Source organism: Arthrobacter sp. cf158, assembly GCF_900106835.1.
GTDB lineage: Bacteria > Actinomycetota > Actinomycetes > Actinomycetales > Micrococcaceae > Arthrobacter.
This window is the reverse complement of record NZ_FNNR01000017.1, coordinates 24,947-38,198: the sequence shown is the minus strand read 5'-3', so window position 1 is coordinate 38,198 and position 13,252 is coordinate 24,947. Positions and strand designations below refer to the sequence as shown.

Sequence of the window (13,252 nt, the reverse complement as noted above, 5' to 3'; positions counted from 1 at the left end):
CCCGTGGCTTGAAGCCCCAGCCTTGGTTCCTGCGCACCCGTGGCTTGAAACCCAAGCCTTGGTTCCTGCACTCCCGCACGCTCCTGCCTGTTTGGGGTCTGGTTGGTGGTGCAGATGAGTGTTCTGGCCCATTCGGCGGGGACGATTCCGTAGCCTTTGAGGCGGGCTGGTTCACTGTCGCCTTGAAACAAGGTTCGGTCGGTCATGACGAGGTCCAGGTTGATCCCGGCGATCCCGCCGGGTGTGCCGGTGGTGCGTTCGATGAGGGTGTCGGCCATGACCTGCCCACGGGTTCGGGGATCGCCGGTGGAGCGGGCGGTGTCGGCGGCCCGGGTGAGCGCAGCATACGCGGCCACGCCTTGGGCGACGGGCAGCAGCGCGGTCAGGTAGGTCATGGTGTCCGGTGCCGGGCGCAGACTGACCGTGCGTTCGTTCGCGGCATGGCTCGCCCGCTGCGCGACGGAGCGTGGGTCACGCCGGTACGCGGCGGCTTTCACGGCCGCGATGATGGACCGGTCGCCTTTGCCTTCGAATGTTCCGGTGTCGGGGGCGAGTTCTTCATCCACCGCGCACCGGTCCTCCATAGACAGGCACGCCGTCTCTTTCACGAGCAGCGTGGCGCGCCACTCGTTGAGCTGGCCTGATTCCAGGGCGGCCAGGGTGCGGGGCATCTCCACCACCAACGCTTTCGCCAATCCCAACAGCCGGGAGCCACGGTGAGGGGACTCCCTCCGCGCCAACGCCAGCTGAGCGCCCACCCCCTGGCCGCGCTCAGACACAGGCACACCCGCCGCAGCGTGTTCCTGCCGCTGCGCAAGATCAAAGGCAACAGCTATCCGCGCCTGCAAACCCGTAATAGCTGACTTCAGATCCTCCAACCCTCGGAGCTGATCGATCAGCTCCCCGCTGACGGTACCGAGACGGACGGCACCCAAGAGGGCAATGAGATCAGAAACCCGGGGTCCGGAGTCGTCCGGCGACGCCCTTGGGGCATGAGCGAGCGCCGTGCCTGACGGCGTCTGCGTGGCTCGAATTTGCTCCATGCCCCAACTCTTCCAGCCGGCACGCCGCACTATCAGCCCCAAACATCACTATGTGGAAAACAGGCTCAAAGTGGACAACCAACCCCACGAGAGAAGAGGGCCCAGTCCGCCAAGCTTCTGAACTGTCGGCAACGTGCCGAGAGCGGCCCCTCGGCGGCCGCGCAGTCCCCAACCAGCGCACCGCCCTCCGAAGGCAGCGCACCGCACCGCGCCGCCCTCGCACCGCGCCGCCCCCGCTCCACCCGGCACCTCGCTCGCGCCACTGGACAGCAGAGCGGGCCGCAGCCCCACGCGGTTTCGTCCACTCAGTGCGCCGCCCACCACCGGCCCCGCACCGCACCGCCCTCGCTCCACCCGGCACCCTCGCTCGCGCCGCTGCACAGCGGAGCGGGCATGGCGGTGCGCGCTGCAGCCCCGAGCCATGTCGTCCCAGGGCGCCACTGAGCACCCACAGGGACCCTTCCCGCTGGTCACAAATGAACGGCGTTCGTTTCAGCTCTTGCGCTCAAGCGTGACTCCCGACATACTAAATGAACACTATTCATTTAGTGACTGTCGTCTCACCGGAGTACTTACCACCATGATTGAATTGACGCGCCCGGATGCCACGGCCTCCTCGGCCCGCACCGCCGCAAGTCGCCCGACGACCGCCGTCGGTCTCGCCGAAGCGGTGGCTATCAGCGCCTCGATCGGCATCATCCACGCGGCCCCAATCCCGGCAGTTTGCTCGTGAGTATTTGGCGGAAGCCGTCAACAACGGCTCCGCCGGGTCGGGACCGGAACAACATCGACGTTCCCGCTCCGGAAACGGAAGAGAAAAACCTCCGCATTCCCGCCACTGCCCACCCCCTCCGCCGTGTGGTCATTGTTGACGCGCACCAACAGTTCTCCAGGGGCGGCAGTACCCGCTGCATCACGCAGCAGACGCCTTCGGCCATCTAGAAAGGGCCTCACATGAGCCAGACAATCCGACGCAGCGGCAGTGAAGCTGCAGAGTCGCACGACATTAGCGGCAAGGGACTGAAGACGGGGCAGTTGGGGCTCCTCGCCGTCGTCGTTCTTGGCATTTCGACTATCGCACCCGCGTACACGCTTACCGGCGCGCTGGGTCCGACCGTCAACGAAGTCGGGCTCCAACTGCCCGTCATTTTCCTGATCGGGTTCATCCCGATGATCCTCGTCTCGCTCGCCTACCGGGAACTCAACGCGGACTCCCCGGACAGCGGCACCACCTTCACCTGGGTCACGAAGGCGTTCGGCCCCTGGGTTGGCTGGATGGGCGGCTGGGGCCTGCTTGCAGCCAACATCATTGTCCTGTCCAACCTGGCCGGCGTGGCCGTGGACTTCTTCTACCTGTTCCTGGCCCAAGCCACGGGCTCGCCCGAACTCGCCGATCTCGCCTCTGACAAGCTCCTGAACGTGGCAACCTGCTTCGTCTTCGTGGCACTGGCGGTGTGGATCAGCTACCGGGGCCTGCACACCACCAAAATTGTCCAGTACGGTTTGGTGGGATTCCAGCTGCTGGTCCTGGGGCTTTTCGTTGCCATGGCGTTCGCCAACTGGTCCACGTCCGAGACCGCTGTCCCCTTCAGCTGGGACTGGTTCGACGTCACCAAGATCGAAACCTTCGGCCAAATCGCAGCAGGCATTTCCTTGTCCATCTTCGTCTACTGGGGCTGGGATGTGTGCCTTACCGTGAACGAGGAAACCGCCAACGGCAAGAAGACCGCCGGCCTCGCAGGCACACTGACCGCGGTGATCGTCCTGGGCATCTACCTGCTGGTCACCATCGCCACCATGATGTTTGCCGGCGTCGGAGATACCGGAATTGGCCTGAACAATGCCGAGAACCACGCCAACGTCTTCACCGCATTGGCATCACCGGTCATGGGTCCGTTCGCCATCCTCATGTCCCTCGCAGTGCTTTCCAGCTCTGCAGCGTCATTGCAGTCCACGTTCACGTCACCGTCGCGCAGCCTGCTGGCCATGGCGCACTACGGCGCCCTGCCCGAGCGTTTCAGCCACATGAGCAAGAAGTTCTCGACGCCGGGCTTCGCCACCATTGCGGCCGGCGTCCTGTCCGCGGGCTTCTACGCGGTGATGCACGTGATCAGCGAAAACGTCCTGAACGACACCATCCTGGCCCTGGGCTTGATGATCTGCTTCTACTACGGTCTGACAGCCATCGCCTGCGTCTGGTACTTCCGCAACAGTGTCTTCTCCAGCGTGAGGAACTTCTTCCTGCGGCTCGTCTGCCCGCTGCTGGGTGGCGTGGGACTGTTCGTAGTATTCCTGCAAACCGCCGTGGACAGCTGGGCTCCTGAGTTCGGCAGTGGATCGGAGATTTTCGGAGTTGGACTGGTGTTCGTACTCGGCATTGGCATCCTGGCCTTGGGTGCCGTGGTCATGCTGATCATGTCCCGCGTCCGGCCCGGGTTCTTCCGCGGCGAGACCATTCGCAAGGACACCCCGGCCCTGGTTGTACCGGAGTAAGACGCCGCTGTAACCCCTCGAAGTCGTGGGAAAGCTGCCAGTTCGCCGGATATCTCCGGGCGAATTGGCAGCTTTCCCGCGTTCTGGGCACTTCAGCGCCCCGTCAGTCACCAGCGATGCGCCACGTCCACCACCAACCGGGACCCGCCGTCGGGCCCGTCCAAAGTGAACACCCTGAACGGAAGCCGGGCACGGACACCCAGGCCGATGCTGGTGGTGCCCTCAAAACTGCCGGCAAAAACCACCTGACGGAACGTCTGGTAGCCGGACACATTGGAGAGATCCGCCTTGGCTGCGGGAACGTAAGTGGGCTGGCCATACTGGTTGTACGACGGCGCCGTCACCATCACTTGCAGGTCAGCGTCCCCGAGCACCGGGATGGGATAGCCAGTGGCATCCTGGGTCACCACCGGAACGTACCGAACGGAATAGCCGGCCACTTTGCCGGTCATGTCGATCACCAAGCGGTCGTAGCAGGGCTGTTGGCCCGTGCGGACGTTGGTGACGTTGGCGGAACTCATATCCAGGTCGGCTTTGGCCAATGAACCCCAGGTGATACCGCAATATGTTGCTGCCGAGGCTGGCCCCGGCGCCACCAGACCGAGCCCGGCGGCCGCCAGGACCACCGCCAAACCCGCTCCAAATTTCCTCATTTTTGTGCCCCCTTCAGGCGAAGTTGATACTTCAACATTAGGAGCGCCAGCGAGGGTTTGGAGGAGTTGTGGCCGCTTCGGCACGCAACCGTTAAGGGTGCTGCCGCGTGATCACAGGAGGGTTATCGAAAGCCGGAAACAGCCCCGTTTTCAGGCTGCTTCCGAGCTCTTCGCGCCCATGTTTGTGACCGAAGATAACGTGACCCGGGCGTTATTTAGCCTTCGCAGTCCTTGCAGAACTTGAGGCCGTTCTTTTCCAACGCAATCTGGGACCGGTGCCGGACCAGGAAGCAGGAACCACAGGTGAATTCGTCGGACTGCTCCGGGACCACAATGACCGTCAGCTCTTCACCGGAAAGATCGGCACCGGGAAGGTCGATTCCTTCGGCGGTATCGTTCTCCTCGACGTCAATAACTGCAGTCTGCGCACTGTTCCCACGGGATGCCTGAAGGGCCTCAAGCGATTCAGCGGGAGACTCTTCTTCTGTCTTGCGCGGGGCGTCGTAATCAGTAGCCATTGAGGGTTCGCTTTCGTTGCTGCATAGTGCCTATACCGGCACCTCAGTGAAGCAGTTTAGGGCATAGTACCCGCGATAAACGAATAGTGTGCCCAACGCGACATTCTGCAGCTTTTCGAGCGGTTCCCCCCGCTAAATACGGGGCCTTTCCGCGTGTGATTGGATGGCCCGCGCACCGGCCACCGTCACTCCACTCAGGGCCGGGAGCCAGGTCAAATCGATGGTTTCCTGTCCGGCAACTGAATCTTCCGGGCCAGTGCAATCCACAATGTAGGCGGCCTCGATCCATGCCGCCAGGGTGGTGCCAATGCGGGTTGCAAGCGAGGCTACTGATGCGATCATGCGGCAACGCTATCCGGCACGGATTTGCACGCCGTTTCCGCTTCGTCACGGGTTTGTTAACTATCGCGCCGTTGAATTCGCGGCCGCGCATCAGTCCTGCAAAGCCTGCTCCACGATGTACTCCGCGATCGCCATGGACGAGGTAGCCCCCGGCGACGGCGCGTTGCGCACCAAAACTGCGTCCCGGCGTCGTGCGATCACAAAGTCGTCCACCAGCGAACCGTCACCGTTCATGGCCTGGGCCCGGACCCCACGCGTACCTGGGATGATGCTGGCGCCCTCCAGCGAGGGTACAAAACGCACCGCTTCCCGGATGAACTTCTGCTTGCTCACGACGGTCTGGAATTCACGGACGGCGGACGGCACATTCTGCCGGGCAAAATTCCAGAATCCTGGGAAGAGTGCGTAATTCAGGATGTCGCGCACCTTCACGTCCTTCCAGGCGTAGGACTCACGGCCGAAGGAGATGAACGCATTCGGGCCGAGCATCATTTCGCCGTCGATGCGTTTGGTGAGGTGCACTCCCAGGAATGGATGTTTGGGATCCGGCACAGGGTAGATCAGGCCCCTTACCTGGTCACGTGCCTCGTGGCCCAACAGGAAGTACTGACCAAAAAACGGCACGATCCGCGGCGTGGCAGGCTCTCCGGCTGCCTTTGCCAGGCGGTCCGATTGCAGCCCCGCGCACGCCACCACCAGGTCATAATGTTCCCTGCCGTCCTGCGTTGACACCACCACGCCCCGGCCCTGTTGCTCAAGCGATGTCACTTCCTGCCCAAGGCGGATAGTCCCGCCCGACGCCCGAACGTCGTCGGCCAGAGCTTCGGTGATGGCCGCGTAATCAACGATCGCCGTTTCCGGCGAGTGCAAAGCAGAAAGCCCGACGGCGTTCGGCTCCACCTCGGGTATTTGCCCGGCACGCAGCATCCGCACTCCGGGCACTCCGTTGGCCGTAGCCCGGGCAAAAATAGTGTCGAGACGCTTCGACTCTTCCGGCGTCTGGGCGATCACCAGCTTCCCGCAGGCCTCGTAGGGAAGGTCCTTGGTGGCACAGAATTCCTGCAGCAGCTCCACTCCCCTGCGGCACAACCGCGCCTTCAGGCCCCCGGGCTCGTAATAAAGGCCTGCGTGGACCACCCCGGAGTTGTGGCCGGTCTGATGGGCGGCGAGCCTGTCTTCCTTCTCGTAAACAGTGACCTGGGCGCCCGGAAGCTTGCTGGCGAGTTCCCTGGCCACGGCTATGCCTATGATCCCGCCGCCAACCACGGCGCAGCGCTTGATGGTTCTGGTGCCCGGAGGGTTGGACATGGCACTCCTCGTCGTTGGGGTCGCGTCACTTCACAGCATTTCATGGAGTGGTTCGCCGGGTTGCATGCTGTGGGTGCGCACAAGGGGACGGACACGCAAAAGCGCACATGCAAAGGGCACGCACACGCAAAAGGGGCGGCACATGGCGTGCCGCCCCTTTTGCGTGGTGCTGATGACGTGCTGCGTATGTGGCTATGCAGTCGGCTGGTCGAAACGCTGGCCGGCCGGGTTGGACGGCAGGAGCGAGAACACGAAGAGTGCAAGTCCGCCCAAGCCGGGAATCAGGCCGATCAGTACGATCCATCCGCTGAAGTTGCCGTCGTGGAGGCGACGCACCAGCAGGGCGATGGACGGGATGAGGATTGCCAGATAGAAGACGATGGCCAGAATAAGGCCTACGACGGCTCCGGGCCCCGGCGTGGTGGTTCCGCTTGCAGAGACGGTGGCTCCGGCACTGCCCAGAACCAAGGTGAGGATCTGAATGGCGAAGCCGATGACGCCCAGTACAAGGGCGACCCACCAGTATTCACTGCGGCTGGCGCGGCCTGAGAATGCGGTGTACTTCTTGAAGAAACGCTGAACTGCAGCGCCGATCGGAGCGCCGTAATACGGAGCCCACAGCGGCGGCTCGCCGGCCTGCGCGGCGTACGGCTGGGTCTGTTGAGGTTGTTGCGGGTAACTGGTCATTGGTATTTCCCCCGGGGTAGGTGTGAGTCATGGAGATGAGTCGTACTCAGTGATGAGTCGTGCTTATCGTAATGCCCCGGGGGCCAATTAGGCAGTTCGTTGGATGAAATTAACCCTGATTTAGCCCAGTAACGGAATATGTCGCCCAAAACCCTCTGGAACATTCTTTATTTGCAGTTCCGCGTTTCGTCAGGTGACCGTAAAGACGTCGATTTCCACCGAACCTGGCCTGCGGCGCCCTGTTCCGACCGTGATCACGTGATTCAGCCAGTCAACCCCGGGGGCTGATGTGGAGAACCGTGGCGTGCAACGGAAGTAGATCAGCGCGGGATCCACGTCCTCCCCACGGTTGAGCCGGGCGATATCCTCCGCGGACCCGAACCGGAGCGCAACGTTATGCACGAACACCACAGACCCGTCGTCCAGCTCCAGCGCGTACCTGGCATCCAACTCAGTCAGCTCGGCACTGCGAAGAATCTGGAAGTCAGCGCCCGCAGGAAGAACCCGGCCGCTGAGCCCCGGACCGGATACTGTTCCCCCAATAATGGGAATGATCCGGCGGTGCCCCTCGGGCGTGACTCCCACGTCAATCGGCGCGCCCACGTCGACGCTCAAGGATGCCAGGAACGTCAACGTGGGCGGCTCCGGAAAAGTGGTCACTGCGCGAATTGCTTCCGGAGGTCCATCTTCCGGATCTTCCCGCTGGCGGTTCGCGGCATCTCCTCAACGAACACCACGGATTTGGGGATCTTGTACCTGGCCAGCCTGCCGCTCAGATGCGAGCGCAGCTGCTCCTCAGTGAGGGTGGTGCCATCACGCAGGGTGACGATGGCCCGTGGAACCTCTCCCCAGGTTTCGTCCGCAACACCGATGACGGCCACGCTCCCCACCGCGGGCAGCTCGGCGATAGCGGCTTCCACTTCTGCCGGGTAGATATTTTCCCCGCCGGAAATGATCATGTCCTTGATGCGGTCCGACACGAAGAGGAAACCCTCGTCGTCCTGGTGGCCCATGTCCCCGGAACGGAACCAGGATGAGTCCGCATAACTGTCAGCCGTGGCCTCCGGCCGGTTCCAGTACTCCTTGATGACGTTGGGGCCGGAGATCTGGATTTCGCCCACGGCACCAGGTGAAGCAAGGCCGCCCAACGGATCGGCGATCCGAACGTCCGTGAAGAAGTGCGGCAGGCCTGCCGAGCCAGCCTTTTCCTTTGACCTGGATACGGGCAGCATGGTGGCGCCGGGCGCAGTTTCGGTCATGCCGTAACAGCTGGTAAATCCGATGCCGCGCGCTTCATAGGCCTCCAAAACCCTGCCAGGAACCGCGGAACCGCCGCAGGTGAGCTTGTCCAGGGAGCTGAGATCCGCCGTCGACCATTCCGGATGGTCACAGAGCATCTGGAACGTGGTGGGGACGCCGTTGAGGGTGGTGACCCTGTGTTGGCCCACCAATTCCAGTACCCGGCCGGCGTCGAACTTGGCCTCGAGCACCACGGTGGCACCCTTCAGCAGCATGGGAAGCAGGCCCATGTCCAATGACGCCACGTGGAACAGTGGTGAGATCATCAGCGCCACGTCGTTGCGGTTCACGTCCATGTCCACCACCGTGTTGATGCAGTTCCAGGTGATGTTGCCGTGGGTCAGCAGCGCCCCCTTCGGCTTGCCGGTGGTGCCGGAGGTGTAGAGGATCATGGCGGCATCGTCCAGGGTCACCGGCTCATCCAGCGGCGTCGTGGCCGCCGCGGCAATCGCCTCGCCATAGTGCTCGACGCCGGATGGCAGCTTTACTGCGGAACCGTCAGTGCCGCCGTCGGGAGCCACCACAAGACGATGGGTCACGCCGGTGTCCGCGCAGGATGCGGAGGCGACGACCTCCAACGATGCGGCGCTGATGAGCAGGCGCGCTCCGGAGTCCTGCAGCTGGAACTGAAGTTCGGGAGCGGCAAGACGCGTATTGAGCGGAACGAAGATCGCTCCCAGCAGCCCGCACGCGAAGAATGTCTCCACAAAGGAGGGATGGTTCTCGCCGAGGTATGCCACCCGGTCCCCCTTGGCCACTCCCCTGTCCTTGAGGGCGTTGGCCAAGCGATCGGTCCGCTCGGCCAGTTCCGCGTAGCTCAGGGTTCGGCTGCCGGAAATGAGTGCTGTCTTGGGCCCCGACTTGGCGCGGCGGCGGTGCAGCCAGGATCCAACTCCGTTGTTGTCCATGGTGCAGTGCTCCTAACTGACCGTAGAGAGGTCGTTGTTCTTAGACTCCCGCGTCAGCAGGATGAAGACAATCGATACCAGCGACATGACGGACAGGAACACCACCACGGGGACGATGCTCTGACCGGCGTCCTTGTACAGCCCGGCGACGATCCCAGGTGTGAAGCCGGCGCCGATCAAGGTGGCCAACTGGTAGCCAACGGCAGCACCGGTGTAGCGGTTGGTGGTGCCGAACTGCTCGGAGACGAACGCGGCCAAAGGTCCGTAAAGGGATGAATGCAGGACCAAGGCCACGGTGAAGGCCAGGAAGACCAGCCCTATGTTGCCTGAGCTGAGCATGCCGAACATGGGGAACAGGTACAGGATGAACAGGGCCAGACCGGTGACCATCACAGGCCTGCGGCCGAAGCGATCGGACAGCCTTCCGCCCAGTAGGACAAAAAGGATGGAGATGGCCGAGGCTCCCGCGAAGGCATAGAGCACGCCTTGTTGTGGTGCACCCTTGGATACTGCGTAGGTGACGGAGAACGTGGGCAGCACCACCTGGAGGCCGAAGCCCGCGGCACCGGCGAACATGATCATGATCAGCGCCTTGGGACGCTTCAGCACTTCCAGCAGCGGGATCTTGCGTTTGGTGCCCTGGGCGCTCTCCTTGGCCACGGCTTCGGCGAAGATTGGGCTCTCCGAAACCCGCAACCTCACGAACATGCCCACGATCAACAGCACGAAGGACAACAGGAACGGCACCCGCCAACCCCAGGCAAGGAACGCATCCTGTGGAAGGGCGGAGAAGATGCCCATCACCACCGTGCCCAGAACGGCACCCGTCGGGGCGCCGGCGTTGACGAACGACGCTGCAAAGCCGCGACGCTTGGGATCCGAATGCTCCAAGGCCATGAGTGCTGCCCCGCCCCATTCACCACCGACGGCGATGCCCTGGCAAACGCGGAGGATCACCAGAATCACAGCGCCCCAAGGTCCGATGACGCTGGCTCCCGGGATCAGTCCGATCAGGGTGGAGGCGATACCCATCATGGCCATCGAGACAATGAGCATGCCCTTGCGGCCGATCCGGTCACCGAAGTGCCCGAAGATGATGCCGCCCAAAGGCCGGGCAACATAGCCGGCGGCGAACGTGGCATACGCGGCGACTACGCCCACCCACTCGTCAGTACCGGCGAAGAACACTTTGGGGAAGGCAACCGCGGCGGCCGTTGCGTACAGCAGGAAGTCGTAGAACTCGATGGTGCTGCCCAGATAGCTGGACAAGATGACCGTACGCGCCTCTTTGCGCTTTGCGGCCGTGCTCGTTGGTGCGAGCGCAGTGCGTCCTGACATGGCTGTTCCTTGGGAGAGGAGGGAAAGGAGGTGGGTTTGAGGATCGCTTACTTGTAAAAGCGGGCGAGGAACTCGGCCACGACGGCGGGGCGTTCCTGGCCTTCGATTTCGATGGTGGCGTTGACCTTGATCTGGGCGCCGCCCTTGACCTCGGTGACTTCGGCGATGCTGCCGTTCATCCGGACTTTGGAGCCGACCTTGACCGGTGAGGTGAAGCGGACTTTGTCCAGGCCGTAGTTAACCTTGGTGGTCACGCCTTCCACGTCGAAGAGTTCGCCCCAGAACGGGATGATCAGGGACAGGGTGAGGAAACCGTGCGCGATCGGAGCGCCGAAAGGACCGTCCTTGGCGCGTTCGGGGTCGGTGTGGATCCACTGCTGGTCGTCCGTGGCATCGGCAAACAGGTTGATCTGCTGCTGGGTGATTTCGCGGTAGTCGGTGGTGCCGAGGTCCTTGCCGGACATGGTGAGCAGGGTGTCGAAATCGACGACGAGATTGGGCATCTTTGCCTCCTGTGTTGTTGTTTGAAGAGATTTAGTTGGTGAAAGCACTGGCGCCGGTGAGGGCGCGGCCCACGATCAGGGCGTTGATCTCGTGGGTGCCTTCGTAGGAGTAGACGGCTTCCGCGTCGGCATGGAAACGCGCGACGTCGGCGTCGAGGGTGATGCCGTTGCCGCCCACCACTTCGCGGGCGAGGGCAACGGTTTCGCGCATCATCAGGGACGTCTGCATCTTGGCCAGGGCCGAGTCCTGATCCCGGTAGATTCCCCAGCCCTGCTGCTCGGTCAGCCGGACAATGAGTGAAAGCGAAGCGGTGACGTTGCCGAGCATGCGGGCCAGCTTCTCCTGGACCAGCTGGAAGGAGCCCAAGGACCTGCCGAACTGCTGACGCTCCTTCACATAGGCAAGCGCAGCTTCGAACGCCCCGGCCTGGATTCCGGCGGCGATCCAGGCAACGTCCGAGCGCATCGCCCGGAGCATAGCGGCCACGTCCTTGAAGGAGTTCACATTGTGCAGGCGCATGGCTTCGGGAACCCTGACATTGTTCAGGGTGATGTGGGCGTTCTGCATCATCCGCAGTGAAGTTTTACCCTGGATCTTCTCCAGGGACACCCCGGGAGCGGTGCGGTCAACGAGGAACGCTTTGACCTGCCCGTCGGCGACATCGCGGGCGAATACGCACAGGACGTCGGCTGTGGACGCGCCTCCGATCCACCGTTTGGCACCGTCCAGAACCCAAGCACCGGAGCCCGTGCCGCCGTCGGGATCTTCTTCGTAACGGGCGGTGGTGGACAAACCGCCGGCGATGTCCGAGCCGTGCTCGGGTTCGGTCAAGGAGAAGACGCCTTTGAGGGAGAAGTCGATGACCTTGGGCATCCACTCCTTCTGCTGCTCTTCGGACGCGCCCACCCGGATGGCTGTCCGGAACAACCCCGCCTGGGCGGTGTACCAAGTGGCCAAAGATGCATCCGTGCGGGCCAGTTCGAAGATCCGGAAGCCGTGGTAAATCCCCCTCGCAGGGGCCTCAACAGTGAGGTCGGCCGGTTCCATCAGGTCCAGGTCGATCAACGGCCGGGCCAGTTGCTCGGGGAACTCCGCCTTCTCCCAGTACTCGGCCAACAAGGGCTTGGCTTCGGCGTCAAGGAAATCCCGCAGCCGGCCAAGTACTTGGCGTTCCGCGGTGCTCAGGAGAGCTTCGGCGTCGTACCAGTCCGCCACAGAATAGAGCCGCTGTTCCTGGCTGGTCTTAGTGGTAGCCGTTGCGGTCATCTCAGCCACCCAACCCAAGCAGCCGCACAGCGTTGTCTTTGAGGATCTTCGGCCGGACCTCGTCCTTCAACGGCAGGTCCGCGAACGCACCCAACCACTTCTGCGGGGTGATCAGCGGGAAGTCGGTGCCGAACAACACTTTGTCCTGCAGCACTGAATTGGACAATCGAACCAAGGATTCCGGGAAGTACTTCGGTGACCACCCGGAGAGGTCAATGAACACGTTGGATTTGTGCGTCGCGATGGAGTTCGCCTCGTCCTGCCACGGCACCGAGGGGTGGGCCATGATGATCTGCAGGCCCGGAAAGTCAGCCGCAACGGCATCCAGCAGCAGAGGATTGGAGTACGCCAGCTTGATCCCGTACCCGCCGGGAAGGCCAGCGCCCATGCCGTTCTGACCGGTGTGGAAGATGCAGGGAAGCCCCAGTTCCTGGAGGGTTTCCCACAGGGGATAGAACGTCTCGTTGGACGGATCAAAGCCCTGCAGCGACGGGTGGAACTTGAAACCCCGTGCGCCGAGCTCAACAGCCTGGTACTTGGCTCCCGCGATCGCGTCCTCCCCCGTCCGTGGGTCCACACTGCCGAACGGAATCAGAACATCATTGTTTCGGGCAGCGCCCTCGATCAGTTCCGGGATGCTGTTCGGTTCGTGCTTGAGCTGGGTGCGGGCGTCAACAGTGAACACGACGGCGGCCATGTTCAGTTCGCGGTACACCTCGGCGATCCGGTCCAGCGATGGCGTGCGGTCCTCGGACTTGAAGTACTTCGCCGAGGCCTCTGTCAAAGCTTCGGGAAGCGAGCCGTGGCCGCAGCTGTCCACTTCGAGGTGGACGTGCATGTCGATGCCGTCCAGGGCTGCGGGGTCGATGCCCAGTTCGTAGCGGGTGGCCATG

The 13,252-nt window shown here is 62.8% G+C and carries 14 protein-coding genes; 2 read left to right on the top strand and 12 right to left on the bottom strand.

Annotation, left to right across the window (positions count from 1 at the left end):
* Nucleotides 1-1,043: 13E12 repeat family protein (locus tag BLW08_RS22865; protein WP_091328425.1), on the bottom strand; the 1,043-nt coding region annotated here is incomplete at its 3' end.
* 729 nt (nt 1,044-1,772) lie between these two features.
* Here BLW08_RS22865 and BLW08_RS22860 point away from each other — a divergent pair.
* Entirely contained in the window at nt 1,773-1,985 is a 213-nt protein-coding gene (locus BLW08_RS22860) for an agmatine deiminase family protein (protein ID WP_091328423.1), read from the top strand.
* A gap of 12 nt (nt 1,986-1,997) precedes the next feature.
* On the top strand, nt 1,998-3,536 hold the full coding sequence (locus BLW08_RS22855; RefSeq protein ID WP_090820565.1) for an APC family permease: 1,539 nt from the start codon (nt 1,998-2,000) through the stop codon (nt 3,534-3,536).
* Nucleotides 3,537-3,643: 107 nt separating this feature from the next.
* Here BLW08_RS22855 and BLW08_RS22850 read toward each other — a convergent pair whose 3' ends face one another.
* The 11 genes from BLW08_RS22850 to BLW08_RS22800 form a co-directional block, all read right to left on the bottom strand.
* Nucleotides 3,644-4,189 carry an AMIN-like domain-containing (lipo)protein gene (locus BLW08_RS22850; protein ID WP_091328419.1) on the bottom strand — a complete coding sequence of 182 codons (546 nt, stop codon included), beginning with the start codon at nt 4,187-4,189 and terminating at the stop codon, nt 3,644-3,646.
* Between the two features lie 215 nt (nt 4,190-4,404).
* On the bottom strand, nt 4,405-4,707 hold the full coding sequence (locus tag BLW08_RS22845) for a DUF4193 domain-containing protein (protein WP_090820569.1): 303 nt from the start codon (nt 4,705-4,707) through the stop codon (nt 4,405-4,407).
* Nucleotides 4,708-4,839: 132 nt separating this feature from the next.
* Entirely contained in the window at nt 4,840-5,049 is a 210-nt protein-coding gene (locus tag BLW08_RS22840; RefSeq protein ID WP_090820573.1) for a hypothetical protein, read from the bottom strand.
* Between the two features lie 90 nt (nt 5,050-5,139).
* On the bottom strand, nt 5,140-6,357 hold the full coding sequence (lhgO, locus tag BLW08_RS22835; protein WP_091328417.1) for an L-2-hydroxyglutarate oxidase: 1,218 nt from the start codon (nt 6,355-6,357) through the stop codon (nt 5,140-5,142).
* 192 nt (nt 6,358-6,549) lie between these two features.
* Nucleotides 6,550-7,044, bottom strand: a complete 495-nt coding sequence (locus tag BLW08_RS22830) for a DUF805 domain-containing protein (protein ID WP_090820577.1) — start codon at nt 7,042-7,044, stop codon at nt 6,550-6,552.
* A 189-nt stretch (nt 7,045-7,233) separates the two neighbouring features.
* Nucleotides 7,234-7,704, bottom strand: a complete 471-nt coding sequence (locus BLW08_RS22825) for a DUF3237 domain-containing protein (protein ID WP_091328415.1) — start codon at nt 7,702-7,704, stop codon at nt 7,234-7,236.
* Nucleotides 7,701-9,251 carry an o-succinylbenzoate--CoA ligase gene (gene menE, locus BLW08_RS22820; protein ID WP_091328412.1) on the bottom strand — a complete coding sequence of 517 codons (1,551 nt, stop codon included), beginning with the start codon at nt 9,249-9,251 and terminating at the stop codon, nt 7,701-7,703. The genes BLW08_RS22825 and menE overlap by 4 nt, the downstream gene beginning before the upstream one ends.
* Before the next feature lie 12 nt (nt 9,252-9,263).
* Nucleotides 9,264-10,589: an MFS transporter gene (locus tag BLW08_RS22815; RefSeq protein WP_091328411.1), complete on the bottom strand. Its 1,326-nt coding sequence runs from the start codon at nt 10,587-10,589 to the stop codon at nt 9,264-9,266.
* Nucleotides 10,590-10,636: 47 nt separating this feature from the next.
* Nucleotides 10,637-11,092 carry a MaoC family dehydratase gene (locus BLW08_RS22810; RefSeq protein ID WP_024819759.1) on the bottom strand — a complete coding sequence of 152 codons (456 nt, stop codon included), beginning with the start codon at nt 11,090-11,092 and terminating at the stop codon, nt 10,637-10,639.
* Nucleotides 11,093-11,123: 31 nt separating this feature from the next.
* Nucleotides 11,124-12,359 carry an acyl-CoA dehydrogenase family protein gene (locus BLW08_RS22805; protein ID WP_091328408.1) on the bottom strand — a complete coding sequence of 412 codons (1,236 nt, stop codon included), beginning with the start codon at nt 12,357-12,359 and terminating at the stop codon, nt 11,124-11,126.
* A 1-nt stretch (nt 12,360) separates the two neighbouring features.
* Entirely contained in the window at nt 12,361-13,251 is an 891-nt protein-coding gene (locus BLW08_RS22800) for an amidohydrolase family protein (protein ID WP_091328407.1), read from the bottom strand.
* Nucleotide 13,252 lies beyond the last annotated feature (1 nt).

Bases quoted from the DNA above. Each gene is read 5' to 3' on its own strand.
- BLW08_RS22855 (WP_090820565.1), top strand. From the start codon at position 1,998: ATGAGCCAGACAATCCGACGCAGCGGCAGTGAAGCTGCAGAGTCGCAC.
- BLW08_RS22850 (WP_091328419.1), bottom strand. From the start codon at position 4,189: ATGAGGAAATTTGGAGCGGGTTTGGCGGTGGTCCTGGCGGCCGCCGGG.
- BLW08_RS22845 (WP_090820569.1), bottom strand. From the start codon at position 4,707: ATGGCTACTGATTACGACGCCCCGCGCAAGACAGAAGAAGAGTCTCCC.
- BLW08_RS22840 (WP_090820573.1), bottom strand. From the start codon at position 5,049: ATGATCGCATCAGTAGCCTCGCTTGCAACCCGCATTGGCACCACCCTG.
- lhgO (WP_091328417.1), bottom strand. From the start codon at position 6,357: ATGTCCAACCCTCCGGGCACCAGAACCATCAAGCGCTGCGCCGTGGTT.
- BLW08_RS22830 (WP_090820577.1), bottom strand. From the start codon at position 7,044: ATGACCAGTTACCCGCAACAACCTCAACAGACCCAGCCGTACGCCGCG.
- menE (WP_091328412.1), bottom strand. From the start codon at position 9,251: ATGGACAACAACGGAGTTGGATCCTGGCTGCACCGCCGCCGCGCCAAG.
- BLW08_RS22815 (WP_091328411.1), bottom strand. From the start codon at position 10,589: ATGTCAGGACGCACTGCGCTCGCACCAACGAGCACGGCCGCAAAGCGC.
- BLW08_RS22810 (WP_024819759.1), bottom strand. From the start codon at position 11,092: ATGCCCAATCTCGTCGTCGATTTCGACACCCTGCTCACCATGTCCGGC.
- BLW08_RS22805 (WP_091328408.1), bottom strand. From the start codon at position 12,359: ATGACCGCAACGGCTACCACTAAGACCAGCCAGGAACAGCGGCTCTAT.
- BLW08_RS22800 (WP_091328407.1), bottom strand. From the start codon at position 13,251: ATGGCCACCCGCTACGAACTGGGCATCGACCCCGCAGCCCTGGACGGC.